Genomic DNA, 26,354 nt, shown 5'->3' on the forward strand with positions numbered 1-26,354 from the left:
ATGTCCCATGGTAATATGTCAAGAAAACGCTTCGGGAGGAACCCCGCGCACCATGTCCAAAACACCCGATTCGGGCAAAGCGGAAGATGGCGGACCTTCGACGGTCGAGCAATATCTGGTGAAGGATCCGGAACGCTTCGCCCTGAACATGGCGCGCATGATCGAGCAGGCCGGCAAGGCGGCTTCCGCCTGGGCCGAGCCGCGCGAGAAGGGCGAAGTGCGCGACCACGTCGCCGAACCGGTCGTCGACATGGTGAAGACCTTTTCCAAGCTCAGCGAATACTGGCTTGCCGACCCGCAACGCGCGCTCGAAGCACAGACGCGGTTGTTCGCCGGCTACATGACGGTTTGGGCGAACGCCATCCAGCGCGTCAGCCCCGATGCCGAGCGAACCGAGGACGCGGTCAAGCCGGAGCGCGGCGACAAGCGTTTCCAGGATCCGGAATGGGGCCGCAACGCCTTCTTCGATTTCTTGAAACAGGCCTATCTCGTCACCTCGCGCTGGGCGGCTGATCTTGTCGAGCACGCCGAAGGCCTGGATGACCACACCCGCCACAAGGCGAGCTTCTACGTCAAGCAGGTGTCCAACGCCATCTCGCCGTCAAATTTCATCCTGACCAATCCGGAACTGTTTCGCGAAACGATCGCCTCGAACGGCGAAAACCTTGTACGCGGCATGAAGATGCTGGCCGAGGACATCGCCGCCGGCAAGGGCGACCTGAAGCTGCGTCAGGCCGACTACTCGCCCTTCGAGATCGGCCGCAACATCGCCACCACCCCCGGCAAGGTGGTCGGCCGCAGCGACGTCGCCGAGATCATTCAATACGATCCCGCCACCGAGACGGTGCTGAAACGGCCGCTGCTGATCTGCCCGCCCTGGATCAACAAGTTCTACATACTCGACCTTAACCCGCAGAAATCCTTCATCCGCTGGGCGATCGAACAGGGCCACACCGTGTTCGTCATCTCCTGGATCAACCCTGATGAACGCCACGGCATGAAGAACTGGGAGGCTTATACAAGAGAGGGGCTGCAATACGGCCTCGACACTATCGAGAAGGCCACAGGCGAGAAAGAGGTCAACGCTATCGGCTACTGCGTCGGCGGCACGTTGCTGGCGGCGGCACTTGCCCTGCTGGCGCAGGAGGGTGACGATCGCATCAAATCGGCGACCTTCTTCACCACCCAGGTCGATTTCACCTATGCCGGCGACCTCAAGGTGTTCGTCGACGAGGAACAGGTCGCGGCGGTGGAAAAGGCGATGAACGAAAAGGGCTATCTCGACGGCACCAAGATGGCGACCGCCTTCAACATGCTGCGCTCGGGCGACCTGATCTGGCCCTATGTCGTCAACAACTACATGCGCGGCAAGGATCCCCTGCCCTTCGACCTGCTTTACTGGAATGCCGATTCGACACGCATGGCGGCGGCCAACCACTCCTTCTATTTGCGCAACTGCTATCTCGAGAACAACCTCTCGCGCGGCAGGATGGAACTTGCCGGACGCACCGTTTCGCTCGCCGATATCAAGATCCCCATCTACAACCTCGCCTCCAGGGAAGACCACATCGCTCCCGCGCTGTCCGTCTTCCTCGGCTCGAAATATTTCGGTGGCGAGGTCGAATACGTGATGGCGGGCTCCGGTCATATCGCCGGCGTCGTCAACCCGCCCGCATCGGGCAAGTACCAGTACTGGACCGGCGGCAAGCCGGAGGGCGACTTCGGCGAGTGGATCGCAAGGGCCACCGACCATCCTGGCTCCTGGTGGCCGCACTGGCAGAGCTGGATAGAGGCCAAGGACAACAATCGCGTGCCCGCCCGCAAAGCAGGCAAGCATATGAAAACTTTTGGTGATGCCCCCGGCACCTATGTCAAGGTGCGTGTGTAACCGACTGTAATGTCTGGTGAGTTGACGGACCCGTAAAAGCGGGCGAAATGGTGTCGTCAACCATCTTGCCGCCTAAATTCGGCAATTGCCGCAAAAATACTTCCAGGCTTGCTGATTTGACACAGGTCTCGTTTCCGGATCGGAGACAAGGGGCACCTCGACGCAGCCGTTCGGACGCCGCGCCAAGGATATACCGATCGGATATCGAGGGGGAATTTGACTTTGAAATCAGCAGGGTGGAGCCTCGCGAAGGGAGAACGCCGCACCATTGCGGCGGCGCTCTGCTCCGTGCTCCTGGCCTCCTGCACCTCGGCCGGCGACCCCACAATGTCGGTTGGCATGCCCGGCTACAATGCCTCCGCGTCGGACATCAATGCAGCCTCGACAAACAAGCCGATCGTGGCCGGCGATTCGTCGTCGCAGACGGCGACCACGCAGACCACCGTGATGGCGGAAGGCGACACAGCGCTGCCCGAGACGGTCGCCTACGTGCCGATTACCAAGCCGCAGGCGGCCTTCCCGCTCACCGCGCCGGCTGAAGCTGAAACGATTGCCGGAAACACGCCGCAATCGCTGGAGCAGCAGCCGCAGACGGCGCAGCAGACCGATGCGGCGGCGCAGAAGATCGCCGCCGCCGACGCGGCCGTGACGGCGCCGAAGCAGGCCGCCACACCGGCGATGAACAATCCGGTCTATGTGACCGCTGGCGAGGCGCAGCAAGCGGAGGCGCCGAAGAAAAGGGGTTTCCTGGCCTCGATGTTTGGCGCCACGCCGGCTTCGGCGAAGCCCGCTCCACTGGTCAACACGCGCGCAGGCGAACAGCCGGCTGTGCAGGCCAAGCCCGCCCCGGCGGCGGCAAAGCCGATCATTACACTGGCCTCGGCCGATTCCACGGCGAAACCGGTGCAGCTGGCTTCGCTCGGCGACGACTCAGGTCACATCACCGGCAGCGATGCCCTGCCGGGCGTCCGCCAGACGGCGCTGTTCGAGATCAAGCGCAAATCCGGCCTCGACGACGAAAGCGACGTCGACCTCAACGAGGATGAAGGTTCGGGCGGCCTCTACCAGGTAGCTTCCGCCGCCGGCATGGCGCGCCTGGCGCCCAACGGGCTCTTGAAGCAGAACGAGAGTGTCGACGTGGCGTGCCTCAAGCCCTCGCTGGTGCGCGTGCTCAAGACGATCGAAGGCCACTACGGCCGCAAGATGGTCGTCACCTCCGGCTATCGCGACCCCGCCCGCAACCGCCGTGCCAACGGCGCCAAGAATTCGCTGCACATGTATTGCGCCGCCGCCGACATCCAGGTGCCGGGCGTCTCGAAATGGGAGCTGGCGAGCTACGTCAGGACGATGCCCGGCCGCGGCGGCGTCGGCACCTACTGCCACACCGAATCGGTCCACGTCGACGTCGGCCCCGAGCGCGACTGGAACTGGCGCTGCCGCCGGCGCAGCGGTGGCGAAGGCTGACCAGGGCCGGTTCGGCTGGACGCGCTAACACCGTGGTCCAAACCTCCGCGATTGCTCTCCTTCGCAAAGAGCGAGGTGAGTTCTGGGTTTGGCACGGGCACATGCAATCTGTTCTTAAGGCTTAGTCATCTCCTTCTTGAGACTTAGCTTAATTATGGCGCGGTAGTTTTTGATCCCAGCAGCAAGAAGCCGGGTTTCCCACCTTCCCGCTTACCTCTTTTCTTCAGGTTGACAGTGATATCCTTGAGGGGGAGCTTTCCACTCAGGATTTGTTAATCATGCTCGGGGATTGGAATGCACAAGGTCGTCGCGGCGATTGCTGTGCTTGTGCTTGCGTTGGTGGCGGACATGGGTTCGATATCGCCATCCTTCGCTCAGCAACGCTGCACGGAAATCGGATTTCCAGACAAAGACACGGCCGGTCAGAGCGGCCTCGCGCCTGTCGATAACTGCTATGAGCTCGACGCCCAGGCTGCTGCCGCTTCATCGGACGCCCGGGCCGGAACGCCATTTCGCGATTGCGAACATTGCCCTGAAATGGTCCCGCTGCCTCCGGGCAGCTTCATGATGGGCGCAAGCCAGAAGGAGATGAAGCGGCTCAGATATGGGCAATGGGCGACGCCTCAACATGAGGTAACGATCGGCTATCCGTTCGCCATCGGTCGCTTCGAGATCACCGTTGATGAGTTTGACGCCTATGTGAAGGAAACCGGTGCTGGGGTCGGCGGCAAGTGCGGTATACGTACGATCGAAAGCGGCCCGAACAAATTCAAATATAGCGGCACACCCGTCCCCGGCGGCGACAAGACTGAATCCGCGCCATACGCCATCTATATCAGCGACGGCTCCTACGCGCAGCCGGGATTACCTGTGACAGGACGGCAACCGGCCGTATGCGTTTCCCGCAACGACATGAAAGACTATCTCGACTGGCTCTCCATGATGGCGAACAAACACTACCGGCTGCCGACAGAAGCGGAGTGGGAATACGCTTGTCGGGCGGGAACGGATTCGTTCAATTATTGGGGCGATGACTTCAAGCAGACATGCGATTACGCGAACTTCGCAGACCGCAAGTCCGGCTATCAGGCAGGCATGGCTGCCTCCTGTTCGGAGAAAATACATCCTGACTGGACCGCCGAGGTCGGTTCCTACAAGCCCAACTCATGGAGTCTTTACGACATGGGCGGTAACGCCCAGGAAGCCGTCGAGGACTGCTTTCACAAGAGCTACCAAGGGGCGCCCGCTGACGGTTCGCCTTGGACGGAGCCGGACTGCGTTCTCTTCGCGGCGCGCAGCGGCGACTATGAGTTGACGCAGTTCTCCATGCGTGGCTCAGAGCGGTTGCTGTTCGGATACACCGACGATACCGATGACGGCATGTGGAACCGGGATGAAGGATCCGATGAACGCTTCAACGTCATGGGTTTCCGTGTGGCCTTGTCGCTCGACGATAAGAGCTGGGACAAGACCGCGCGAGCTGCTGCGCCCGAAAAACTGGCAGAAGTGAAGGTTGCGGCCGCTGCATCACCGACCACAACAGACAGTGGTCCGCAATATGACCACCTGCCCGCCGCGGTCAAAACCTACGTCGAGGATATCCGCAACAGCTGCAAGGACCATGACGCGAGCGGCATCCCTGCCAACAAGATGTCGGGCGTCCGACCGATTTCGCTTGTCGACGGCACGCCAGCCCTTCTCATCGAGAATGAAACCTTATGCTCCGGCCATTACCCGGGCGCGAATTGCAGCAATCGCGGGTGCGATGTGGTGGTCATGGTCGAAGGGAACGGCGGTTGGAAGGAAATCTTCCACGAGCATCTGTACGACGACACCTTCGACATCGGCGAGGACAAAAAGCTGAGTTCGATTTCAGCGACAATCTATGCGGGCGACCCGCATTGTGGTCCCCCTCCGAACGCCAAATTCATGTCCAGCGACAGCTGCGATGTCGTGATCCACTATGAAAACCAGGGCTGGATTTGGCGAAAGGCCCAACATGCGGCGACGTCGCGCGTCACCGGCGGCCAGATAGGGACGGACACCGCACCTTCGACCACAGAGAATTGCGGCGGCTCATATGTCTTCGTGCAATTGGTCACGTTCCTGTACGATCCTCTGCTCGGCCCGAAGGTGGATCGACAAATGCTCGAGGCAAAGGGTGACGCTGCCTCCTGGTACGACGTGGAATGCGATGCGGCTGGGAGGCCCTCGATCTTTACCCGCTACGAGTTTGGCAAGAAGACCGGTCTGACAGCCGTGGAATACGACGGTCAGTCGAACCATGTGGCGCGGCAAGTCGCGAAAGGTCCGGACGGAAATGTGCTCGATACCAGCGTGATTGCGCGCAATGCAAAGATGCAGCCCGCTAGAATCGAGGTCCTGAATGCAGATGGCGTAGCCGAAAAGGTCGGCCTCTTCAGCTATCGCGATGACTTCGTCGATCTGAACATTACGGAGGTGAAAAGCGGCGCATCACTATGGCATGCACGTGAATGGTTCGATGACAGCGGAGCCCTTACCCGAGCATACTGGTACTATCCGAGGTTTTGGTATGACTATCACTACGATCCGAAAACGAGCCTTTATCCGGTGCACGACAAGTATGACGGTGACCTGAAATTCGAGACAACGAAGTACGAATATGACGAGTTCGGGAATACCCTGTCCCGCAGGTCTACATGCATTGTCGACACGTGCGACACGGTGACAAATTTCGGAAAATACGACCACGGCCATCTGGCACACGAAGAGGCGAAACTCAAAAGCGGAGACCAGCTTGTCTGGGAGAACGCGTACGATGCCGAGGGCCGACTGGCGGTGTCGCACCTGAATGCGAACGGACGTTTCGTTATCAAGTTCGTTGTTGAACGAGATGGACCTTTGGTCAAACAGACGGTTGCCTATTCCCCGAAGGGCAAGAAGCTCTTCGTCTATGATCGCGCGGAGACGGTATACATAACCAGAAACGGATCCCCGGTGAATGGCGGCAAATACAAGCGCTTTACGAAACACGATGTCTGGTGAACAAACCGATGTCACTGTTGAGCGACATGCATTTGCATCGGGCCGCTTCCGCAATCGTCTGAAAAGTGCCCGGAAATCCACGCAGCGGCTGGTGACGGCCGCCAGAAAAATTGCCGCTGGCGCTGCGTGAATCACTCGCTTCGGCAGGCAGGAAAAAAGTTGTCCAAGCCGGCACCTGACGGGTTGCCGGTTGCGCACAACGTCAGTATAAGCCGCTTTCATCTGAGCGCGCCCATCGTCTAGCGGTCAGGACACCGCCCTTTCACGGCGGTAACAGGGGTTCGATTCCCCTTGGGCGTACCAGCTTCACTCGATGTCCCCTCCGCTCCTTTCGGCGTCAAGAGCTATTGCGCCGGACAGGGTAACACCCCCTTCCGAAACGTCATTTTACGTGTTGACCATTCCGCCGCCTCGACCTTGTCGAGGGCAAGGCTCGATGGTTAAATCGGCTTTCCCAGGGGATGCTAATATGGCAGTTCACCTTTCGGCGGATGCTCGAGCTCCTGCGGCGACGCCGCCACAAAGATATCTCTTTGGCCCGCTGGCCGACTTCCTCATGCTTGGCGGCAGCGCATTCCTGATTTTGCCGGCCCTGTTCTTCGTGCCTACCAAATACGACAGCCTTGTTGCGGCGGCGATGTTTTTCCTGGCCTACTTGATAAACTATCCGCATTTCGCCCACTCTTACCAACTCTTCTATCGCAATTTTGGAAGCAAGGTGCGCGGCGAGGGATACGACAGGGGCCTCCAGATCCGCTACATTTTCGCCGGCATTGTCGTTCCCCTGCTCATGGTCGGGTTTTTTGCTTACGGCTCGATAACGGCGAACGCCCGGCTGCTCGGAAACGCAGCCAACGCGATGTTCTTTTTCGTGGGCTGGCACTACGTCAAGCAAGGCTACGGCATGTTGATGGTGGACGCCGTGTTGAAGCGCAGGTTCTTCACCAATCCGGACAAGAAAATCTTGCTGGTCAACAGCTATGCCGTATGGCTGTTCGCATGGCTTCAGACGAACACGGCGGTCAGCCAAGCAAAATATTACGGCTTGGAATATTATACGTTTGCCACGCCTGCGTGGCTCAACACGATTGCGCTGTCGGCCGCGGCCGCTTCCACGGCCGCCACCGTCGTGATGCTGATCAATCGCTGGAGTAAAAATGGCGGCAGCCTGCCGTATAACGGCGTCGTCGCTTATATCGCGTCCCTATATCTTTGGATCCTGGTCGTGAGAATAAACCCGCTCTGGCTGCTCGTGGTGCCGGCTCTCCATTCGCTACAGTACCTGGCCGTGGTCTGGCGCTATCAAAGCAATGTCGAGCGTGACGGTCCCGATGCACAAAAGGTTCCGGACTCCAGAATCCTGTCCGTTCTTGGTCCGATCTACAGGACGCGAGTCCTGGGGTTCGTCGTCGCCGGCGGGATCCTCGGCGGTCTCGGTTTCTGGCTGATCCCGGCGGCATTGACTGCCTTGATCCCTTACGACAAGGAAGTCCTGGGTTCGTCGCTGTTCTTCTTCATAGTGCTGATCTTCATCAACGTGCACCACTACTTCCTTGACAACGTCATGTGGCGACGCGGCAACCCCGAAGTTTCAAAATATCTGTTACGCTAGCGGTGGCATGGACCGGCTGTGGGACGCCTTGCGGAGCACTTCAGGCGGAAAGAATTGGCATCGGCTCAGCGGCCGCGCCGGCCGATATCTCTTTTTGCACGGCGAAGAAGAACCTGCGCACCTCGTCGCTGGCCGCCGCCCTGTCCGTGCCTGACCTGACGACGAGATCGAACAACTCCGTCGCCTTGGCCCTCCAGAACGAGGTGGCGCTGTCGCCATGCAAACTGTCGAGCCTGGCAGCCACCTCCCGAACCAGGAATGCCTGACGGTCGATCGGGAATGCACGGATTTTTTCTGGGGACATCTTCCGAACCACGAGACTGACGCAACGAATCAACCATTGCCGAACAAGCATGGCGTAGCCGCGAAAGTGGAAACGGAAGCTTAATGGCATCGGCATCGATGCGCCGTTCGGCCAGGAGAACGAAGAGCGCAGCGCACCTCAGGCTTGCAGCCCTCTCGCCTGGCCACCGCGCTTGCGCGGCGCCATCATGTCCCGGGCCATCAGCCCGGTCACCCGGCAGAACGCCATGAACGCCCGGCAGGCATCCTCGGTCTTGACCACGTCCACGGTGGCGCCGAAGCAGGCGTTGAAGGCCTTCTGGTAAATCGGGCCTTGCCGGCGCAGCGGCCAGGCCTGGAGAAAATCAAGGGCCTGTTCGACGCTGTAGATCTCCTCGACAGGCAGGCCGGGTCCGGGCGCGATACGCACCGGCACCTCGAATTGCAGTCTGTCCATCCGCCATCTCCCGAACTGTCGTCACCAGCGGCAACGCCATCCGTCGTAAAAAGTTGCTCTGGCCTGTCGCTACCGCAGGAATGTGGCGTCTCCGCGGTCATGGACGTTTTGCCGCAGCCGCCGCAAGCAAGCGCCAAGGCGCCCGGCCTTGTCGAACGCGGGCGCCTTGGCGGTCCGGCTACTGGTTGGCGGGATCGGTCTCCGCACCGAAGGCCATGCGCACCGCCGTAAGCAGCACGAGAGCAGACGGCACAGCGAAAATCCCGCCAAGGACAAGTGCCCCTGTCGCCGAAAGGCCGAGCGTCTCCGTCAGCGCCCAGTAGACGGTTCCGATACAGATGAGCGCCTGGACGGAAAGGAAAATGGCGGCGCAGGCCGCGCGCGAAAGGCTCTTGAGTGTCTTGATACGTTGCATGGAAACAATCCGGAAATGACGCGCTACGCACCGCTGCGCGACCGAAGCCGCCGCGCGGATCGAGGCGCGAACAGGAAGTGGTTTGAGTGAAGGAGCGGTTGAAACCGCTCAGGCCGGAACCGATGGCGGCGCGCGCGGCTGATTGGCAGTCGCCCACGGTGTGCGGGCGTCCCCGTCGGCGGCGACGACCTCTGCCGGCGGAACCGAAACAAACCAGGAAAAGACGGTGTCCCGAGCCGACAGGGCCGGATGGCCGCCGGCGAACTTAACCAGGGCCGGCCGGCCGGAACGAACTTCCAGCGCCTGCGCCTTGCCGGTGATGCGCAGCAGCGCCGCCGCTTCGCCGGACCGCTCCACGCCGGCGCTGGCGACACCGGAGGCTGCTCCGGCAAAGACGGGCACCTCCGCCCGGCCAAGCGACAGCATCGCCAGCAGCACAAGGCTCATCAGCAATGAGCAGGCCGCCTTCAACGGCGCTTCAGGCAATCTGGCGTGCTCGACGCTCATGAAATCTCCAAAAACCTCCCTCGCCCTACCGCACGGTCGACTGAAAGGGAAGGAACAAGGGCGTCAAGGACACCGGGGCGCGCCGAATATCCCTGCCGCTTGGTCGTGTCCGGGCAGTTCTTCCTTGAACCTTTTGCCCTCAAGTGCCAAATCTGGGGAGATTTTCACGCCGGCTCCCTTGCAGAGCCACACCGGCAAGACGGACACCAATGGTCACTTATCTCGACGCCGCCACGGCACCGCTCAGAAACACCGGCCAGATCCGCCTCTATGGCGAGGAAGGTTTTGCCGGCATGCGCAAGGCATGCGACCTCACGGCGCGCTGCCTCGACGAACTGGTGCCGATGGTTGCGCCCGGCGTCACCACCGACACCATAGATCGTTTCGTTTTCGAGTTCGGCATGGATCATGGCGCGCTGCCGGCGACGCTCAACTACCGCGGCTACACCAAGTCTTCCTGCACCTCGATCAATCATGTCGTCTGCCATGGCATCCCCGACAACAAGCCGCTGAAGGATGGCGACATCGTCAACATCGACGTCACCTACATCCTCGACGGCTGGCACGGCGATTCCTCGCGCATGTACCCCGTCGGCACCATAAAACGCGCGGCGGAACGCCTGCTCGAAGTCACCCACGAATGCCTGATGCGCGGCATTGCCGCGATCAGGCCTGGCGCCCGCACCGGCGCCATTGGCGCGGCGATCCAGAGCTATGCCGAGGGCGAGCGCTGCTCGGTGGTGCGCGACTTCTGCGGCCACGGCGTCGGCCAGTTGTTCCACGACGCGCCCAATATCCTGCATTATGGCAGCGCCAATGAGGGCGTCGAGATGCGGCCCGGCATGATCTTCACCGTCGAGCCGATGATCAACCTCGGCCGGCCGCATGTGAAAGTCCTGTCGGACGGCTGGACGGCGGTGACACGCGACCGCTCGCTGTCGGCGCAATACGAACACACGATCGGCGTGACTGACACCGGCTGCGAGATCTTCACGCTCTCCCCCAAAAAGCTCGACCGCCCCGGCCTGCCAGCCTAATGTTTCGTTCTCCCGGCGCTCGCGGTCGGGGAGCTGGGGGGCAGACGAGATGTCAGGTGACGACGACGAGCGCAGTTTCTTTGCAGAAAAGCCTGCGCAGCTTTCCGCGACCATGCACTCTCCTGGGACAGCCCGGCCTCCTGCGAAGGCCGGCAGGATCGAGGAGAAGCCGCATTATCTCGGCCACCGCGACCGTTTGCGCGAACGCTTCGCCTCGGCAGGTTCGGACGCCCTGCCCGACTATGAGCTTCTGGAACTCCTGCTCTTCCGCCTGATCCCGCGCGCCGACACCAAGCCGGTCGCCAAGGCGCTGCTCTCCCGCTTCGGTACCCTGGCCGAGGTGCTTGGCGCGCCCGTCGGCCTCCTCCAGGAGGTCAAGGGCGTGGGCCCGGTGGTAGCGCTCGACCTGAAGGTCATTGCGGCGACGGCCCAGCGCATGGCGCGCAGCGAGGTCCATGGCCGCGAAATCCTCTCCTCTTGGCAGCAGCTTCTCGACTATTGCCGGTCAGCCATGGCCTTCGAGGCGCGCGAGCAGTTCCGCATCCTGTTCCTTGACAAGAAGAACACGCTGATTGCCGACGAGGTGCAGCAGACCGGCACTGTTGACCATACGCCCGTCTATCCGCGTGAGGTGGTCAAGCGCGCTCTCGAACTGTCGGCGACGGCAATCATCCTGGTGCACAACCACCCGTCGGGCGATCCGACGCCATCGCGTGCCGATATCGAGATGACCAAGGAGATCATCGACGCGGCCAAGCGGCTGGGCATTTCCGTGCATGACCACATCATCATCGGTCGCAAGGGCTATTCCAGCATGAAGGGCTTGCTGCTGATCTAGATCATCGGCTCGGCGAAGCTATCCGAATGAAAGCAGGCAATTCGCCGGCCCGGTCTTTCGGCTCAAGAATTTGAAAATCGTTCAATTCTGGAACGAATGGCCCGAAATTGAGGCCATATCGCCATAGTTTTCCAAATTCACTCGCAGATTCCAGACCTTTTAGAACATAATTCCGTTGAGGGGCGGCTTTTCCGTTGATACCGTTTGAAACGCTTCAATTGGAACCTGCCGTTGCAACGCAAGCGCCCGACCATAGCGGATGTCGCACGCGCCGCCGGTGTCTCCATCGGAACGGTGTCGAACTTCATCAATGGGACCGCCGGCCTGAAGGAGGCCACGCGCGAACGCATCGAAAAGGCGATCGCCACGCTGATGTACCGGCCGAGTTCGTTTGCGCGCTCGCTGCCGGGCCGCGCGCCCCACAGGCCGAAGAATCTCGATCATCTGCCGAGGCTCCTGGTCGCGGGCCGGGTCAGTGTCGACTTTCTCTGCCGCGTCGACGTCCTGCCGCATCGCGACGACCGCATCACAGCCAGCCATATCGAGAAGGCGCTGGGCGGGCCCGCGGCCAATCTCGCGGTTGCCGCCGCCGGTGTTGGGGCGCCCTACGCTCTCGACGTGGAACTGGCGACGGCGGTCGGCGAAGACCCGGAGAGTGACTGGGCGCTCGGCGCGCTTTCCAAACTGGGCGTCCACGCATTGCCGATCCGCAACACGCCCAACAACCGCCTTTCGCAGGCCATCGTGATCATCGAGCGCAATGGCAGCCGCACGATCATCAGTGAACCGTTCGAACTCGGCGAGATCGATCTGACCGCCAATCTGGACATCCAGCCCGAACCGCGCCCGGCCTGTCTTCACATCGAAGGCTTCCACTACGAAACGATGACCGCTTCCATCGCGCGCTTTCATCAGGCCGGCTGGAGGGTGAGCCTGCATTCGGCCGGCCTGCCCAAGAGCGCACGCACGCCTGAAACCTTCACGCAGATGGTCCGGCACATCGACCTGACCTTCATCAACGATGTGATGATGCGGGAGATTTTCGACTTTCGCTCCAGGATGGCGACGATGATCGAAGAGGTGCGGCTGATGCTGGCGCGCATCAAGCCGCGCGGAACGGTCGTGCTCACTCTCGGCGAGTTTGGCGCGGTCGTCTTTCCGGCGAATGGCGGACCGCAGATCGAGGTGCCGGCACTGCCTGTCGACCGCGTCGATGCGACGGGCGCCGGCGACAGCTTCGCCGGCATATTCCTAAGCCTCTGGCTGCATGGTGCGTCGCTGGACGACGCCGCCCGCCATGCGGCGATCGGCGCGAGCCTGACGACCACGGTCGAAGGCGCACAGGGCTACATCGCGGATTTCGCGACTTTGAAGGCTGCCGCTTTGGCGAACAACGCCATGTTGGCAAGCTGAACCAACAACTTACGGGAACCCAGGAGAGTATTGGTCATGGCGAAAACAAGAGTGCTTCTGGTCGGCGAGAGCTGGATGAGTTCGGCGACCCACTACAAGGGGTTCGATCAGTTCGGCAGCGTCACCTTTCACCTGGGCGCGACGCCGCTGGTCGATGCCTTGAAGAGCAGCGAATTCGACCTCGACTACATGCCGGCCCATGAAGCCGTCGAAAAGCTGCCTTTCACCACGGAGGGCCTGTCGCAATACAAGGCCATCATCCTCTCCGACATCGGCGCGAACTCGCTGCTGCTTCACCCCGATGTCTGGCTGCACGGCAAGACAGTGCCCAACCGGCTCAAGCTTCTGCGCGACTGGACGCAGGCCGGTGGTGGCATGGTCATGATCGGCGGCTATTTCTCTTTCCAGGGCATCGACGGCAAGGCGCGCTGGCACCGCACGGCCGTCGAGGAGGCGCTGCCGGTAACCTGCCTCCCCTATGACGACCGGCTCGAGATTCCCGAAGGGTTCCGGCCTGAAATCACCGGTCCCAAGGATCACCCGATCTTTGCCGGCATCGAAGGCGAATGGCCGCTGCTGCTCGGCGCCAACGAGGTCGTCGCTCGCGATCGCGATGACGTCGAAATCCTCGCACGGTTGCCGCAGGATCACGGCGGTCATCCGCTGCTGGTCACCGGCCGCCATGGCCAGGGCCGCACGCTGGCCTGGACGTCGGATATCGGCCCGCATTGGCTGCCCAACAGCTTCGTGGAATGGCCGGGCTATGCGCGTCTTTGGACCAACGTGCTGCGCTGGGTCAGCAAGGCCGTCTAGCCGACCAGCAACCGCCGGGGAACCGCCATGACAGAACCGTTTCTTGTCGCCAGAAATATCGCAAAGCGCTTCGGCGCCCTGACTGCGCTTGCCGATGTCGACCTGGAAATCCGCTCCGGCGAGGTGCTGGCGCTTCTCGGCGACAACGGCGCCGGCAAATCCACCTTCATCAAGATCCTGGCGGGCGCCCATCCGCCCAGCGATGGAAAGCTTCTCATCGAGGGCAATCCGGTGGCTTTCTCCTCGCCCAAGGATGCGGCGTCGTCGGGGATCGCGACGATCTTTCAGGAACTGGCGCTCTCGGAAAACCTGTCGATTGCCGAAAACGTCTTTCTCGGCCGCGAATTGAAACGCTCCATTTTGGGTATTCCCTTCCTGAAGCGCAAGGAAATGCGCCAGCGCGTCGACGGCCTGCTGAAAGAGCTCGACGCGCATATTTCCGATCCGGAAGCACCCGTCGGCAGCCTGTCCGGCGGTCAGCGCCAAGCCGTGGCCATCTGCCGGGCCCTCAATCTGAATGCCAGGCTGGTCATCATGGACGAGCCGACGGCGGCCCTTGCCGTCGCCGAAACCCGCAAGGTTCTGGCACTGACGCGGCGGCTTGCCGCGCGCGGTTGTGCCGTCGTCCTCATCAGCCACAACATTTCCGAAGTGTTCGAGGTCGCCGACCGCATCGTGGTGTTCCGGCGCGGCCGCAAGGTGGCCGAACGGCTGGCGGCCGAGACCAATCACGAGGAAGTCGTTTCGCTCATAACAGGCGCTCATCCCGACGTGCGGGCGCTTGAAAAATCAAACTGAAATGCACGTCCATTCCAGAGAGGATAAACCAATGCTTTCTCAACTCAAAAAAGCGCTCGCCGTTTCCGTGCTGTCACTCGTGGTCGCCACGGCGGCGCATGCCGCCGACAAGCCCAAGGTCGCCTTCGTCCCGCAATTGATCGGCATACCCTATTTCAATGCCATGGAAGCCGGCGGCAATCGCGCCGCGAAGGACCTGGGCGTCGATTTCATCTATTCCGGCCCCGTCGACACCAACCCGGTCGATCAGTTGCAGATCGTGCAGAACCTGATCGACCAGGGTGTCCAGGCGATCTCGGTCAGCGTGCTGGATGCGTCCAGCATCGCGCCCGTCGTCGAGAGCGCCAAGGCCAAGGGCATCAAGCTTTTCACCAGCGACAGCGATGCACCCGACAGCGGCCGTGCCGTCTATGTGGCGCAGGCGACCGACGAAGGGCTCGGCACGACGATCATCGATGAGTTGGTGAAGCGCGTCGGCGAGGACGCCACGATCGGCATCGTCTCCGGCGAGGCGACGGCGTCCAATCTCAACGCCTGGATCGGCTTCATGCAGAAAGAGGCCACCGCCAAATATCCGAAGCTGAAACTGCTGGCTCCGCAATTCGCCGGCGGCACGGCCGAGCGCGCCGCGCAGATATCAGGCGATCTCATGGCCGCCAATCCCGACATCAAGGCCATCATCGCCGTCGCATCCTCGACCTGCCCGGGCGTCGCCCAGGCCATCGAAACCGCCGGTAAGATCGGCTCCGTCATCGGCACGGGCTATTGCAGCCCGAACACGGCGCGATCCTACCTGAAGAGCGGCGCCTTCGGCTTCACCGTGCTGTGGGATCCCGAACAGCTGGGCTATCTCACGGTCTGGGCCGGCAAGCAGTTGATCGACGGCAAGAGCTTCGAAGCGGAAAACAAGATCGCCGGCCTCGAAAAGCCCGCCACCTATGATGCCGCCAAGGGCATCCTGCTGCTCGGACCGCCGGCGGTCTTCACGAAGGACAATGTCGACAAGTTCAACTTCTGAGCCTTGGGATGAACACGGTGCGACAGTTTGGAAACGGCGTTTTGGCCATGAACGGGCGGGAGTGGTCCTTGCTTGCCGCCTGTCTCCTGGCGATCGTCATCTTTTCTGTCGCATCGCCCCACTACGCGACGCCAGGCAATGCGGCGACCGTCCTGCGCAACAGCGTCGAACTGCTGCTGATCGGCCTTGGCATGACCTTGCTGCTGGCCATGGGCGGCATCGACGTCTCGATCGGCATCGTCATGGGTCTGGCGGCAATAGCGATCGGCCGTGTGCTCGGCGCCGAGGGCAATCCGCTGCTGGCGCTCATCGCTGGCCCTGCGGTCGGTGCGCTGCTCGGCTGCGTGACGGCCACCGTCGTCGTCCTCGGTCGCGTTCCGGCAATCGTGGGAACGCTCGGCCTGCTTGGCGTCTACCGCACCGCCGTCTTTGTCCTTCTCGGCGGGCAGTGGCTCTCGGGCCTGCCCTCGAGCCTCACCAATCTTCTGGCAACCACCGTACTCGGCATTCCAGTCCCAGCCATCGTCATTGCCATCGCCTATCTGGTCGTCTGGCTGGCGTTGCGGCGAACCCCCTACGGGCCGCACCTGCTGGCGATCGGCAATTCCGAGGAAAAGGCCCGGCTGTCCGGAATCCCCGTGGTCAAGGTACGCTTCATGACCTTCGTCATCAGTGGCGTCCTGACTGGCATTGCCGCCACGTTTTACGTCGCCACCTACCGCAATGTGGAGATGACGATCGGCAGCACGCTGGCGCTCGATGCGATCGCCGCGGTCATTCTCGGCGGCACGAGCATATTGGGCGGCAGATGCAGCTTGATCGGCACGGTCTTCGGCGTACTGCTTCTGAGAATTCTCCAGAATGGATTGCTCCTGATCGGCGTCCCCTCGCTTTGGCAGCCTGTGGTTACCGGCGTTCTCATCATCGGCGTGCTTGGCTTCGAAGCTGTCTCCAACCGGCTGCCGCTTGCCCAATTCCTGCGAGCCCGCGCATGAACAGGATCCGGAACCTGCAGGGCCCCGCCCTCACTTTGGCTCTGCTGTGCGGCCTCTGGCTGGTCGTTATTGTCGGCCTGCTGGCGCTCAAGCCCTCGGTCTTCAATCTTGGCACCGTCACCACGATTTTGCAATTTTCGACGATCCTGGCCCTGGTCGGCCTTGGACAGGCGCTGGTCGTCCTGGCCGGGGGCGCGGGCATCGACCTGTCCGTTGGCGGCGCCGTTTCGCTCTCGGCGATCGTTGCCATGCTTTCCCTGAAGCTGGGGTTGCCGCCCCTTCTGTTGCCGGTCGTCTGCATCCTGGCTGGCGCTGTGCTCGGTGCCTTGAACGGATGGCTGGTGAACGAGCTCGCCCTTCTCCCCTTCATCGCGACGCTGGGAACATTCTTCGTCTATTCCGGCCTCGCGCTTGCGGTCACCGGCGGCGCGGCGCAGTCCGGCGTGCCCGCCTGGCTGCTCGTTTGGGGGCGCGGTGCGATTATGGGCATCCCCGTGCCTTTCCTCACGCTCGCCGTCCCCTGCTTCGCGCTTGCCGGTCTCGTGTTGCTCTCGACGGCCTGGGGGCGCTGGATCTATGCCATGGGCTTCAACGAGCGCTCGGCCAAACTGGTCGGCATTCCGGTCGATCGCGTACGCTTCATTCTCTACGTGCTGAGCGGCGCACTGGCCGGTGCTGCCGGCCTCGTCTCTCTCGCCTGGCTCGGCAGCGGCAGGCCCAATATCGGCCAGAACCTCGAACTGGAATCGCTGACCGCGGCCATGCTGGGAGGCATCGTCATCACCGGCGGACGCGGTGGCGTCGGCGGCGTGTTCGCGGCCGTCCTGCTGCTGGTCACGCTGAAGACCGGCCTTCTGCAATTGAACATCAACACGGTCTGGCAGGTGGGGATTGTCGGCGCCCTTCTGGTTTTCGTCCTTCTCGCCGACCGACTTTCCCAACGTTGGAGATAACAATGCCTTCCATGGAAGAGACCATCGCCGCGCGCGTCGAGGCAGCCGCCGAGCGCATCGTTAAGACGCTGAGCGATCTCGTCGCCTTCCCTTCGATCGTGAAATCGAATCCGAAGGAGGCCGGCCCCGGCGAGCGGGATTGCCAGCGCTACCTGCAAAAGCGCCTTGAGGCACTCGGCTTCTCGACCGATCTCTGGGATCCAGACGGCCCGGCACTCTACGAAAAATACAAGGGACGTGCCGGCGCCAACAAGGGCAGGACGTTCGAGGGCCGGCCCAATCTCGGCGGCGTTTTGAAAGGCACCGGCGGCGGGCGGTCCATCATGCTGACCGGCCATATCGACGTCGTGCCGCCGGGTGCCGCCGGGCACTGGACCACCGATCCCTTCCAGCCTGTCCTGAAAGATGGATTCCTGCACGGTCGCGGCACGGTCGACATGAAGGGCGGCGTCGCTTGCATGCTGATGGCGGTCGAAATCCTGAAGGAACTCGACGTTTCCCTCTCCGGCGACGTCGTCTTCACCACCGTCGTCGACGAGGAAATCGGCGGCATGGGGTCGCTCGCCATGGTTGATCGCGGCTTTCGCGCCGACGCCGGCATCATGACGGAACCGACGGCGAACAGGATCGCACCGCTTTGTCACGGCATTCTGTGGGGCAAGATCATCATCGACGGCATAGGCGGCCATGCCGAACTGACGCCGAACGCCTGGTATTCGAGCGGCCCGGTCGACGCCGTCCAGCTTTGCCGGCAGATCCTCGACGGCATCGACATCCTCAACCGGCGATGGATGTTCGATCCCAGGAAGAACCACCCGCTGATGGACCTGCCCAACCAGATCATCGTCACCCAGATCAATGCCGGCGAACATCCATCCTCCATGGCAGGACGCGGCGAGATCATCATCGACGCACAGTATCTGCCGAGCGAGCATGACGAGTTCAGGCTGGGCGGCAATGTCAAACGCGAAATCGAAGAGCACATCGCCAATGTCTGCCAGGCGGATCCTTATCTGCGAAAGCACCCTGCCCGTGTCGAATGGATCCTCGATGCCGATTGCGCCGAGATCCCGTCGGACAACCCCTTTGTCGGCCTGTTCCAGGAGGCCGTCAAAGCAGCCGACCTGTCGCCGGCCCTGAGCGGCTTCGGCGCACACAGCGACATCGGCCTGCCGACCGGCCTGGGCAACACCCCGACCGTCAACTTCGGTCCTGGCGATCCGGCGCAGGCGCATCAGCCGAACGAGCGCGTTTCGGTGCGCGATCTCGTCGACTGCACGAAGGCCATCGCCTTAGCGGTGGAGAAATGGTGCCGATAGTTTTTAGCTGACTGCGAGCGGCAGGAAGTTTGCGGAAGACGTCCGGGAGGAGCGGCGAGAGCAATTCCAGGAAAAGTGTGTACGGTTTTCCCGGGAAAAGCGCGTAGCGCTTTCCCTATGGAATTGCGCAAAAACAAAGAGATAGAGCGGTTCGCCGTTTCCATGAAACGGTGAACTGCTCTAAGAGGCCGCCCGTCAGCCACCAAACCTCGGCTCGGGAACTCCGGTCACGCCAAGGCCGGTGATGGCGAACAGGCTGCCGCGCAGCACGCCATCGCCGGGAAAACGCGGCAGCGGCGGCTTGGCCATCGAGGTGACGTAGAGCGTGTCGAGCTTCGGTCCGCCGAACATGGCGCTGGTGATCTTCTTCACCGGCATGTCGATGATACGGTCTATGCTGCCGTCCGGCGCGTAGCGCACCAGGCGGCCGTCATAGACCAGCGCATTCCACAGACAGCCTTCGGCATCGACGGTCGAGCCGTCGGCGGCACCACCGCGGCTGGTATCGACGCGAACGAAGGTGCGGCGGTTGCTGGCCGTACCGGTCTCGATGTCGTAATCATAGGCCCAGATCTCGCCGGTCCAGGTGTCGGCGAAATAGAAGGTGCGGTCGTCGGGGCTCCAGCATGGACCGTTGGAGCAGATGATGCCGGAATCGATCCTGGTGACGGAGAAATCCGGATCGAGCCTGTAAAGGCCGCCGGAGGGCCCCTCTTCCATCGTGTCCATCGAGCCGGCGAAGAAGCGGCCGCGCCGGTCGACCTTGCCGTCGTTGAGACGGTTCATTGGCTTGTCCGGCTCCGGATCATGGATCGGCGTCACCTCGCCGGTGGCGAAATCGAGCAGATGGAAACCGCGCTGCAACGAGACGACAGCGCCGCCGCCATCCTTGCGCAGCGCCATCGAGCCTATCTTCATCGGCACGTTCCAGGAGCGGATCTCGCGCCCGTCGGCGGTCGCGCGGAAGACGCGCCCGTCGAAACTGTCGATCCAGTAGAGACGCTCCTGCTCGACGTCCCAGAGCGGTCCCTCGCCCAGCGTCGTCTTCACGTCCACCACGACTTCGATCTTCATGCCGTCCTCCTCTTTGCTCGCGCGGCGATTGGCTGCGTCAGAAAGCGACCTTGTCGCCGCCCTTCAGCGACAGGATCTCGCGCGCTTCGTCCGGCGTCGCCACCTCCATGCCGAGCCCCTCGATGATCTTGCGCGCCAGCACGACCTGCTCGGCATTCGACTTGGCAAGCTTGCCCCTGCCGGCCCACAGGCTGTCCTCCAGCCCGACCCGGATGTTGCCGCCGAGTGCTGCCGATTGCGCGGCGATGCGTAACTGACTGGCGCCGGCGCCGAGCACCGACCAGCGGAACTGATCCCCGAACAGCCGGTCCGCTGTGCGCTTCATATGCGCGACATCCTCCGGATGCGTGCCGATGCCGCCCAGCAGGCCGAACACCGACTGCACGAAGAAGGGCGGTTTCACCAGCCCACGGTCGGCGAAGTGGGAGAGATTGTAGAGATGCGCAATGTCATAGCACTCGAACTCGAACCGCGTGCCGTTGTCGTAGCAAGTCGCGAGAATGTACTCGATGTCCTTGAACGAGTTGCGGAAGACGAGGTCGCGCGTCGCTTCCAGATGCGGCTTTTCCCAGTCGAACTTGAAGATCTCGTATTTGTCGGCGAGGTGATAGAGCCCGAAATTGATCGAGCCCATATTGAGCGAGGCTACCTCCGGCTTGAACTGGGCGGCCGGGCGCACCCGCTCCTCGACCTTCATATAGGGGCTGCCGCCGGTGGTGATGTTGATGGCGGCGTTGGTGCCTTGCTTGACGCGCGGCAGGAAACGGGCAAAGGCCTCCGGCGTCTGGTCGGGCTTGCCGGTCTCCGGATCGCGGGCATGCAGATGCAGGATCGCGGCGCCGGCTTCCGCGGCGGCGATCGCCTCCGAGGCGATCTGGTCCGGCGTGATCGGCAAATAGGGCGACATGGTCGGCGTGTGGATCGCCCCCGTCACCGCGCAGGTGATGATGACCTTGCCCCTGGCCGCCGTGACGCCGGGCTTGCGGCTGGTTTCTTTCATTGTCCGAACTCCTGATCCGATTTCTTCTTGTGCGCCGCCAGCGCCATCAGCCGGCGATCCCGCCATACCTGCCGATCGCCCAGTTTCTCCCTGGGCAAGCGCCTGCTGCGCTCGGACTCGACGGTTTCCATCACCTCGCCCGCCCAGTCGACGCGACGCAGCATCTGCGGGAAAATATTGGAATAGATGCCCTGGTAGCGCTCGGCATAGTCGCGCACGCCGCCCGGCGCGTTGAGATCGATGGTCTCGAAGGGCCCCATGAACGACCAGCGCAGCGCCAAGCCATCACGGATGCCGATATCGACGTCCTCGACGCTGGCATAGCCGTCGGCGACAAGCCGGAAAGCTTCCTCGAGCAGCGCCCCTTGCAGCCGGTTCATGATGAAGCCGTCGAGCTCGCGCTTCATCACCAGCGGCGCGTGGCCGGCATCGAGGAGGAAGGCGCGCGTCCTTTCGAGCGTCTCGGCGGACGTCCACGGCGCCGGCACCACCTCCGCCGCCGGAATGAGGTAGGGCGGGTTGATCGGATGCACGACCAGGCAGCGGTGCCGCCCCGGGAGATGATCGGTGAATTTCGACGGCAGCAGCGCCGAGGTGGAGCTGGCGATCACCGCCTGCGGATCAGAGAGGGAATCGATCCGCGAAAACACCTCGCGCTTCACTTCGAGATTTTCCGGTGTGTTCTCCTGGATATGCACGGCGCCGGCCAGAGCCGCGTCCAAGTCTCCCATGACGACGATGCGCTCGAGCACCGCGTGCGCGGTCTGTCCGCGCAGCAGATCATTCGAAGCGAGATCGCCGAGCACGCCTTCTATGTAGTCGCGCGCGCCGCCTGCCGCGACCGGCGACTGGTCCCACATGCGCACATCATGGCCGGCGCGCGCGAAGCTGATCGCCCATGCCCGTCCGATGAACCCGCTTCCGACAATTGCAACCCTGGCCATGGCTTGCTCCTCAAAGCGTTTCGACGTTGCCGTCGACGCCGAGCGACTGGCCTGAAATGTTGATGCCCGCGTCGGACAGCAGGAATGCGACCATCGAAGCCACGTCGTACGGGCTGGTCATGCGGCGCAACGAGATGTTCTGCAAATAGCGTTCGGTCATCTCCTGATGGCTGATGCCGACCTGTTTGGCGCGTGCCGAGATAACGCTCTCGATGCGCGGCCCCTCTATGATGCCCGGCAGGATGGCGTTGACCCTGATCCCGTGCGGCCCAAGCTCCTTGGCAAGGCTCTGCGTGAAGCCGATGACGCCGAATTTGGCCGCCGAATAGGGCGTGCGGAACGCATAGCCGTGGCGGCCGGCCGCCGACGACATCGAGACGATCGAACCGCCGCCGGCCCCCTTGATGAGCGGCACGGCGCGCCGTGCGCACAGGAACTGGCCGGTCAGGCCGATGTCAAGACAGCGCCTCCAGTCGGCCGGATCGATTTCGTCGACGCCGCCGGTCGGCCCGGCGATGCCGGCATTGTTGATCAGTGCGTCGAGGCCGCCGAGTTTCTCCTCCACCGCCTCGAACAGCCGGTCGACATCGTCGTCGCGCGACACGTCGGCCTTGACCGCTGCGACGAGCGCCATCTTCTTGGGGGCGGCCGCCAGGGCTTCGTCGGACACATCGCAGACGACGATGCGCGCACCGAGCCGCGACAGCGTTTCGGCAATGGCGAAGCCAATGCCGCCGGCGCCCGCCGTGACCAGGACACGTTGCCCTTTGAGCCCCGCCAGGAATTCGTCGGGCGATTTGGGTGCGCTCGTGCTCATCATTCCATTCCCTTCATTGAATGCGTCTTTCACGCAGCGCCATGACGGCACCGAGCACCACCAGCCCGAACAGGATCGCCCGTGTGGCGTAAGGCAGCGTCGTGCCGGCCAGCAGCATCTGCAGCGCCGTCAACAGCAGCACGCCGCCGAGCATGCCGAGATAGTGACCGCGCCCGCCGGTGATCAGCGCGCCGCCGACCACGACAACGGCGATGGACGGCAGGAGATAGTCGTCGCCCATGCCGAGGCTGGCCTGGCCGGAAAAGCCGGTCAGCATGACGCCGACGATGGCCGCGCACAGCGCTGACAGCATATAGACGAAGATCAGCGTCCGTCCGACGGCGATGCCCGAAAGCTGGGCCGCGCGCGGGCTGTTGCCAATGCCGTAGACCTTCCGGCCGAAGGCGGTGCGGCCGAGCAGCAGCACCGCAAGGGCCACGAAGACGACCATGAACGGCACGACCGGCGTCACTACCCATATCTTGCCGGTCATGAACCAGCGCAGCATCGGCGAGGAGAAGCCGGCCGGCGTGCCTTGCGAATAGAGAAGCGCGAAGCCTTGCAGGATGCCGTTGGTGGCGAGCGTCATGACGATCGGCGAGATGCCGAGGAAAACAATGCCGACGCCGTTCGCCAATCCGATAAGACAGGCGATGGCCAGCACCACCGGCAGCGCATAAACGAGTGCCGCGTCCGATCCGTTGACCATGCCGGCAAGAAGGATGCCCGACAAGCCGATCGTCCACGGCACCGACAAGTCGAGCCCGCCGGTGAGGATGACGCCGCCCTGCCCGAGCGCAAGCACGGCAAGGAAACTCGACAGCACGAACAACGAGTTCCAGTAGGTGGGATTGAAGATGGCCCGGCCGAGCCAGATCTGGGTGACGATCATGACGGCGGCCAGGCAGACGTAAGCCGGCAGCGCGTAGCGCAGCGTCTCGGCATTGCGCATGCGAAAGCCGGGTGCCTGTCCCGGAACGGCGGGCTTGTGGGCGATGCGCAGCCTGCGGTCGGTGGGGTCGAGTTGCGACGGCAGCATGCCGGCGCGCCATGCGGCGAACCGCGCGCGCAAGGCGCGAACCTGGTAGGCAAGCACGGAGCCATGCGACAGCGAGCCCGCGAGAACGGCAAGGATGAGGATGGTGCCCTCGGCGATGGTCGAATAATAGGCCGAGACGTTGAGGACGAGCAGGACGTTGACGACCATCATCAGGATATAGGCGCCGAAGACGGTGCCGAACGGACCACCCTGCCCGCCGCCGAGCCGCGTGCCGCCGACCACGACGGCGGCGAACATCGACAACAGCAGCGGATTGCCGACGAGCGGATCGCCGCTGCCGGTCTGGGCGCTGATGAACACACCGGCAAGCCCATAGCAGCCGCCGGCGATGACATAGACGAGAAAGCGCACGAGAACGACGCGCACGCCGACCGCGGCAGCGGCGTCCGGATCGCTGCCGACCGCGTAGAGCGCCGTGCCGAACCGCGTGCCCTTCAGCCAGAACCATGCCAGCAGGACCACGCCGATGACGACCAACGGCATGGGCAACCAGCCTGGGATCGCGTCGCCGAGATAGAAGGCGCCGAGATCGGGCGAGACAAAGCCGCCGGGCTTGTCCATGACCAGCAGTGTGATGCCTTGCAAGATGAACATGGTCGACAGCGTGACGACGATGGGCTGCATGCGCAGCACCGCGATGAAGAAGCCGTTGAACGCCCCGACGAGCATGCCGACGCCAATGCCGGCCAGCGTCCACAGCCAGACGTTCGTTCCGGTCGCCATCGGATCCATCGACGTGGCCAGCACCACATTAACCAGCGAAACCACGGCGCCCGCCGACAGGTCGAAGCCGCCGGACAGGATGACGATGGTCTGGCCCATCGCCGCCAGCGCCGAGGTGGCGCCGCCACTCGACAGGAACGAGATATCGAAATAGGTGAGCCGCCCGGCGCTGATCAGGTCGACGACGACGAGCAGCACTGCAAAGACGATCGCCGCGATAATAGCGCCGCGATGCCGCGCCAGGAGGCGCACCAGGGATCCGGCCTGCCCGGTTGCCGTCGAACCGACCGCGCTCACTGTGCTGCCTCCAGCATATTGCCGCCATGTCCCAGCGCCGGCCGCATGATCGCGCTCTCGGTGATCTCGCCGCCGGCGAGTTCGGCCACCAGCCGTCCGTCATAGAGGACGAGCACGCGGTCGCATTGATGGACGAGTTCGGGAATCTCGGTCGAATGCAGCAGGATCGAGCCGCCGGCCGCCACATAGTCGCGCATCATCACGTAAAGCTCGTGCTTGGTGCCCACATCGATGCCGCGGGTCGGGTCGAAGAGCAGCAGGATGCGGCTTTCGGCAACCAGCCATTTGGCGATGGCGATCTTCTGCTGGTTGCCGCCGGAAAAGGCGCCGGCCCTTGTCCACAGCGCACGCTTGTCCACCTCGACCGTCGAGAAGGCCGCCTGCACGGCGCGTGCTTCCTCCTCCTCGCGGATCAAGCCGAGCCGGGTGAAGCGGCCGACCACCGGCAGCGATGCATTCTGCCGGCCCGACAATTTCAGGAACAGGCCTTCGGTCTTGCGATCCTCCGGCACCAGCCCGATCGCCATGTTGGGCCTCAGCGCATCGGCCGGCGAGCCGAGCCACACTTTGCGGCCGTCGACCATGACGTGGCCGCGTTCGATCTCGGCCATGCCGAAGCAGGCGAGGAACAGGTCTAGCTGGCCCATGCCCTGAAGTCCGGCGATGCCGAGGATTTCGCCCTTGCGCAGGTCGAAACTGGCGCCGTCGAGTTTTCTGCCCGCCTTGAGATCGCGCACGCCGAGCACCGGCGGACCGAAGACTGCCGCGCCCTCGGGCTTTGGCGGAAAGGTCTGCGCGAGGGCGCGGCCGATGATCTTCCCGATCACATCCTCATCCGAGATGTCGGCCACCGGTGCGGTGATGATGTGGCGGCCATTCCGAAGGATGGTCAAGGTATCGCAGAAGGCCCGCACCTCACGCATGCGGTGGGTGATGAACACGACCGTCGTTCCGGCGGCTTTGAGCCGCGCGATGATTGTTCCCAGCCATTCGACGTCGCCGCCCGAAAGCGTCGAGGTCGGCTCGTCCAGCAACAGGATGCGCGGCTTGCGGTAGACGGCGCGCGCGATCTCGATCTTCTGGCGGACCGCGAGATCGAGCGTCGCCACCTCGGCGTCGAGATCGACCGAAAAACCGAGATCGGCAATGTGCCGGCCGACTGCCTTGCGCGCGGCCGACCGCCTGATCAATCCGGTCGGGCCGGATGGCGCATAGGGCAGCAGCATATTGTCGAGAACGCTGAGGTCGCGGACCAGCGTCATCTCCTGGAACGCCGTCTGCACCCCGCGTTCATGCGCGGCGCGCGGCGAACCGAGCGCGGCCGGCGCGCCAAGGATGCTGATCTGGCCCTGATCGGGCCGCACCAGTCCCGATAGGAGCTTGACCAGCGTCGACTTGCCGGCGCCGTTCTCACCCAGCAAGGCGTGCACGCTGCCAGGCGAGATCGCGAAGGAGACGTCGTCAAGCGCGACCGTCGCGCCAAACGCCTTGCGTATGCCGTTGACGGCAATAGCCGGCACATGCGTTGTTGAAGTCATCATTCCCGGTTCCGGCATGCCATGCTTGCGGGCGCGTGGAGCCCACAGTGCCCCACGCGCACGGA

23 protein-coding genes and 1 tRNA gene are annotated in these 26,354 nt (G+C 62.9%); 14 read left to right on the forward strand and 10 right to left on the reverse strand.

Going from position 1 to position 26,354, the window contains the following annotated elements:
- The first annotated feature begins 52 nt into the window (after positions 1 to 52).
- The 5 genes from phaC (at position 53) to FJ959_RS29660 (ending at position 7,991) form a co-directional block, all read left to right on the forward strand.
- Positions 53 to 1,888 carry a class I poly(R)-hydroxyalkanoic acid synthase gene (gene phaC / locus FJ959_RS29640; protein ID WP_140633557.1) on the forward strand — a complete coding sequence of 612 codons (1,836 nt, stop codon included), beginning with the start codon at positions 53 to 55 and terminating at the stop codon, positions 1,886 to 1,888.
- 216 nt (positions 1,889 to 2,104) lie between these two features.
- Positions 2,105 to 3,352 carry a YcbK family protein gene (locus FJ959_RS29645; protein WP_140495817.1) on the forward strand — a complete coding sequence of 416 codons (1,248 nt, stop codon included), beginning with the start codon at positions 2,105 to 2,107 and terminating at the stop codon, positions 3,350 to 3,352.
- Between the two features lie 294 nt (positions 3,353 to 3,646).
- Complete coding sequence (locus FJ959_RS29650) at positions 3,647 to 6,379, forward strand: SUMF1/EgtB/PvdO family nonheme iron enzyme (protein ID WP_140633560.1); 2,733 nt, start codon at positions 3,647 to 3,649, stop codon at positions 6,377 to 6,379.
- Between the two features lie 228 nt (positions 6,380 to 6,607).
- Positions 6,608 to 6,682, forward strand: a tRNA-Glu gene (locus FJ959_RS29655).
- A gap of 166 nt (positions 6,683 to 6,848) precedes the next feature.
- Positions 6,849 to 7,991 (forward strand): hypothetical protein, encoded by a 1,143-nt coding sequence (locus tag FJ959_RS29660; RefSeq protein ID WP_140633563.1) that lies wholly within the window; start codon positions 6,849 to 6,851, stop codon positions 7,989 to 7,991.
- A gap of 40 nt (positions 7,992 to 8,031) precedes the next feature.
- Here FJ959_RS29660 and FJ959_RS29665 read toward each other — a convergent pair whose 3' ends face one another.
- From FJ959_RS29665 to FJ959_RS29680, 4 genes are all read right to left on the reverse strand, one after another.
- Positions 8,032 to 8,346 carry a DUF6074 family protein gene (locus tag FJ959_RS29665; RefSeq protein WP_246680841.1) on the reverse strand — a complete coding sequence of 105 codons (315 nt, stop codon included), beginning with the start codon at positions 8,344 to 8,346 and terminating at the stop codon, positions 8,032 to 8,034.
- 87 nt (positions 8,347 to 8,433) lie between these two features.
- Positions 8,434 to 8,730, reverse strand: a complete 297-nt coding sequence (locus tag FJ959_RS29670) for a DUF982 domain-containing protein (protein WP_140517077.1) — start codon at positions 8,728 to 8,730, stop codon at positions 8,434 to 8,436.
- 178 nt (positions 8,731 to 8,908) lie between these two features.
- Positions 8,909 to 9,145, reverse strand: a complete 237-nt coding sequence (locus tag FJ959_RS29675; protein WP_140495812.1) for a hypothetical protein — start codon at positions 9,143 to 9,145, stop codon at positions 8,909 to 8,911.
- A 108-nt stretch (positions 9,146 to 9,253) separates the two neighbouring features.
- Positions 9,254 to 9,652: a hypothetical protein gene (locus FJ959_RS29680; RefSeq protein WP_140495811.1), complete on the reverse strand. Its 399-nt coding sequence runs from the start codon at positions 9,650 to 9,652 to the stop codon at positions 9,254 to 9,256.
- 209 nt (positions 9,653 to 9,861) lie between these two features.
- Between FJ959_RS29680 and map the strand changes: the two genes are divergently transcribed.
- The 9 genes from map to FJ959_RS29725 all read left to right on the forward strand — a co-directional run bounded on the left by map (position 9,862) and on the right by FJ959_RS29725 (position 18,836).
- A complete protein-coding gene (gene map, locus FJ959_RS29685) occupies positions 9,862 to 10,689 on the forward strand; it encodes a type I methionyl aminopeptidase (protein ID WP_140517079.1) in 828 nt (275 codons plus the stop codon).
- Positions 10,690 to 10,801: 112 nt separating this feature from the next.
- On the forward strand, positions 10,802 to 11,527 hold the full coding sequence (gene radC, locus FJ959_RS29690) for a DNA repair protein RadC (protein ID WP_246675555.1): 726 nt from the start codon (positions 10,802 to 10,804) through the stop codon (positions 11,525 to 11,527).
- 231 nt (positions 11,528 to 11,758) lie between these two features.
- Positions 11,759 to 12,940 carry a PfkB family carbohydrate kinase gene (locus FJ959_RS29695; RefSeq protein WP_140521013.1) on the forward strand — a complete coding sequence of 394 codons (1,182 nt, stop codon included), beginning with the start codon at positions 11,759 to 11,761 and terminating at the stop codon, positions 12,938 to 12,940.
- A 36-nt stretch (positions 12,941 to 12,976) separates the two neighbouring features.
- Positions 12,977 to 13,753 (forward strand): glutamine amidotransferase, encoded by a 777-nt coding sequence (locus tag FJ959_RS29700; RefSeq protein WP_140495807.1) that lies wholly within the window; start codon positions 12,977 to 12,979, stop codon positions 13,751 to 13,753.
- A 27-nt stretch (positions 13,754 to 13,780) separates the two neighbouring features.
- Positions 13,781 to 14,551 (forward strand): ATP-binding cassette domain-containing protein, encoded by a 771-nt coding sequence (locus FJ959_RS29705; RefSeq protein WP_140495806.1) that lies wholly within the window; start codon positions 13,781 to 13,783, stop codon positions 14,549 to 14,551.
- 31 nt (positions 14,552 to 14,582) lie between these two features.
- A complete protein-coding gene (locus tag FJ959_RS29710) occupies positions 14,583 to 15,569 on the forward strand; it encodes an autoinducer 2 ABC transporter substrate-binding protein (protein ID WP_140495805.1) in 987 nt (328 codons plus the stop codon).
- 68 nt (positions 15,570 to 15,637) lie between these two features.
- Positions 15,638 to 16,564, forward strand: a complete 927-nt coding sequence (locus tag FJ959_RS29715; protein WP_224518945.1) for an ABC transporter permease — start codon at positions 15,638 to 15,640, stop codon at positions 16,562 to 16,564.
- Positions 16,561 to 17,517, forward strand: coding sequence for an ABC transporter permease (locus FJ959_RS29720; protein WP_140517085.1), 957 nt, complete (start codon positions 16,561 to 16,563; stop codon positions 17,515 to 17,517). The genes FJ959_RS29715 and FJ959_RS29720 overlap by 4 nt, the downstream gene beginning before the upstream one ends.
- 2 nt (positions 17,518 to 17,519) lie before the next feature.
- A complete protein-coding gene (locus FJ959_RS29725; protein ID WP_140633566.1) occupies positions 17,520 to 18,836 on the forward strand; it encodes an ArgE/DapE family deacylase in 1,317 nt (438 codons plus the stop codon).
- Between the two features lie 195 nt (positions 18,837 to 19,031).
- Here FJ959_RS29725 and FJ959_RS29730 read toward each other — a convergent pair whose 3' ends face one another.
- From FJ959_RS29730 to FJ959_RS29755, 6 genes are read right to left on the reverse strand one after another with little or no spacing between them, the layout of a single operon-like run.
- Complete coding sequence (locus FJ959_RS29730; RefSeq protein ID WP_140633569.1) at positions 19,032 to 19,910, reverse strand: SMP-30/gluconolactonase/LRE family protein; 879 nt, start codon at positions 19,908 to 19,910, stop codon at positions 19,032 to 19,034.
- 37 nt (positions 19,911 to 19,947) lie between these two features.
- Complete coding sequence (locus FJ959_RS29735; RefSeq protein ID WP_140633572.1) at positions 19,948 to 20,910, reverse strand: 3-keto-5-aminohexanoate cleavage protein; 963 nt, start codon at positions 20,908 to 20,910, stop codon at positions 19,948 to 19,950.
- Positions 20,907 to 21,854 carry a 3-hydroxyacyl-CoA dehydrogenase gene (locus FJ959_RS29740; RefSeq protein WP_140561497.1) on the reverse strand — a complete coding sequence of 316 codons (948 nt, stop codon included), beginning with the start codon at positions 21,852 to 21,854 and terminating at the stop codon, positions 20,907 to 20,909. Before FJ959_RS29740 ends, FJ959_RS29735 begins: the two co-directional genes overlap by 4 nt.
- A gap of 10 nt (positions 21,855 to 21,864) precedes the next feature.
- Entirely contained in the window at positions 21,865 to 22,671 is an 807-nt protein-coding gene (locus FJ959_RS29745; RefSeq protein ID WP_140495799.1) for an SDR family oxidoreductase, read from the reverse strand.
- Positions 22,672 to 22,684: 13 nt separating this feature from the next.
- Positions 22,685 to 24,751: an ABC transporter permease gene (locus FJ959_RS29750; RefSeq protein WP_140561501.1), complete on the reverse strand. Its 2,067-nt coding sequence runs from the start codon at positions 24,749 to 24,751 to the stop codon at positions 22,685 to 22,687.
- On the reverse strand, positions 24,748 to 26,289 hold the full coding sequence (locus FJ959_RS29755; protein WP_140633619.1) for a sugar ABC transporter ATP-binding protein: 1,542 nt from the start codon (positions 26,287 to 26,289) through the stop codon (positions 24,748 to 24,750). Before FJ959_RS29755 ends, FJ959_RS29750 begins: the two co-directional genes overlap by 4 nt.
- Positions 26,290 to 26,354: the final 65 nt, after the last annotated feature.

This window comes from Mesorhizobium sp. B2-2-4, assembly GCF_006442375.1.
Taxonomy (GTDB): Bacteria; Pseudomonadota; Alphaproteobacteria; order Rhizobiales; family Rhizobiaceae; genus Mesorhizobium.

Coding starts and splice junctions, on each gene's coding strand:
- FJ959_RS29710 (WP_140495805.1), top strand. CDS start 14,583: ATGCTTTCTCAACTCAAAAAAGCGCTCGCCGTTTCCGTGCTGTCACTC.
- phaC (WP_140633557.1), top strand. CDS start 53: ATGTCCAAAACACCCGATTCGGGCAAAGCGGAAGATGGCGGACCTTCG.
- FJ959_RS29740 (WP_140561497.1), bottom strand. CDS start 21,854: ATGGCCAGGGTTGCAATTGTCGGAAGCGGGTTCATCGGACGGGCATGG.
- FJ959_RS29745 (WP_140495799.1), bottom strand. CDS start 22,671: ATGAGCACGAGCGCACCCAAATCGCCCGACGAATTCCTGGCGGGGCTC.
- FJ959_RS29730 (WP_140633569.1), bottom strand. CDS start 19,910: ATGAAGATCGAAGTCGTGGTGGACGTGAAGACGACGCTGGGCGAGGGA.
- FJ959_RS29680 (WP_140495811.1), bottom strand. CDS start 9,652: ATGAGCGTCGAGCACGCCAGATTGCCTGAAGCGCCGTTGAAGGCGGCC.
- FJ959_RS29665 (WP_246680841.1), bottom strand. CDS start 8,346: ATGCTTGTTCGGCAATGGTTGATTCGTTGCGTCAGTCTCGTGGTTCGG.
- FJ959_RS29705 (WP_140495806.1), top strand. CDS start 13,781: ATGACAGAACCGTTTCTTGTCGCCAGAAATATCGCAAAGCGCTTCGGC.
- FJ959_RS29725 (WP_140633566.1), top strand. CDS start 17,520: ATGCCTTCCATGGAAGAGACCATCGCCGCGCGCGTCGAGGCAGCCGCC.
- FJ959_RS29660 (WP_140633563.1), top strand. CDS start 6,849: ATGGCAGTTCACCTTTCGGCGGATGCTCGAGCTCCTGCGGCGACGCCG.
- FJ959_RS29700 (WP_140495807.1), top strand. CDS start 12,977: ATGGCGAAAACAAGAGTGCTTCTGGTCGGCGAGAGCTGGATGAGTTCG.
- FJ959_RS29735 (WP_140633572.1), bottom strand. CDS start 20,910: ATGAAAGAAACCAGCCGCAAGCCCGGCGTCACGGCGGCCAGGGGCAAG.
- FJ959_RS29650 (WP_140633560.1), top strand. CDS start 3,647: ATGCACAAGGTCGTCGCGGCGATTGCTGTGCTTGTGCTTGCGTTGGTG.
- FJ959_RS29675 (WP_140495812.1), bottom strand. CDS start 9,145: ATGCAACGTATCAAGACACTCAAGAGCCTTTCGCGCGCGGCCTGCGCC.
- radC (WP_246675555.1), top strand. CDS start 10,802: ATGCACTCTCCTGGGACAGCCCGGCCTCCTGCGAAGGCCGGCAGGATC.
- map (WP_140517079.1), top strand. CDS start 9,862: ATGGTCACTTATCTCGACGCCGCCACGGCACCGCTCAGAAACACCGGC.
- FJ959_RS29670 (WP_140517077.1), bottom strand. CDS start 8,730: ATGGACAGACTGCAATTCGAGGTGCCGGTGCGTATCGCGCCCGGACCC.
- FJ959_RS29755 (WP_140633619.1), bottom strand. CDS start 26,289: ATGACTTCAACAACGCATGTGCCGGCTATTGCCGTCAACGGCATACGC.
- FJ959_RS29720 (WP_140517085.1), top strand. CDS start 16,561: ATGAACAGGATCCGGAACCTGCAGGGCCCCGCCCTCACTTTGGCTCTG.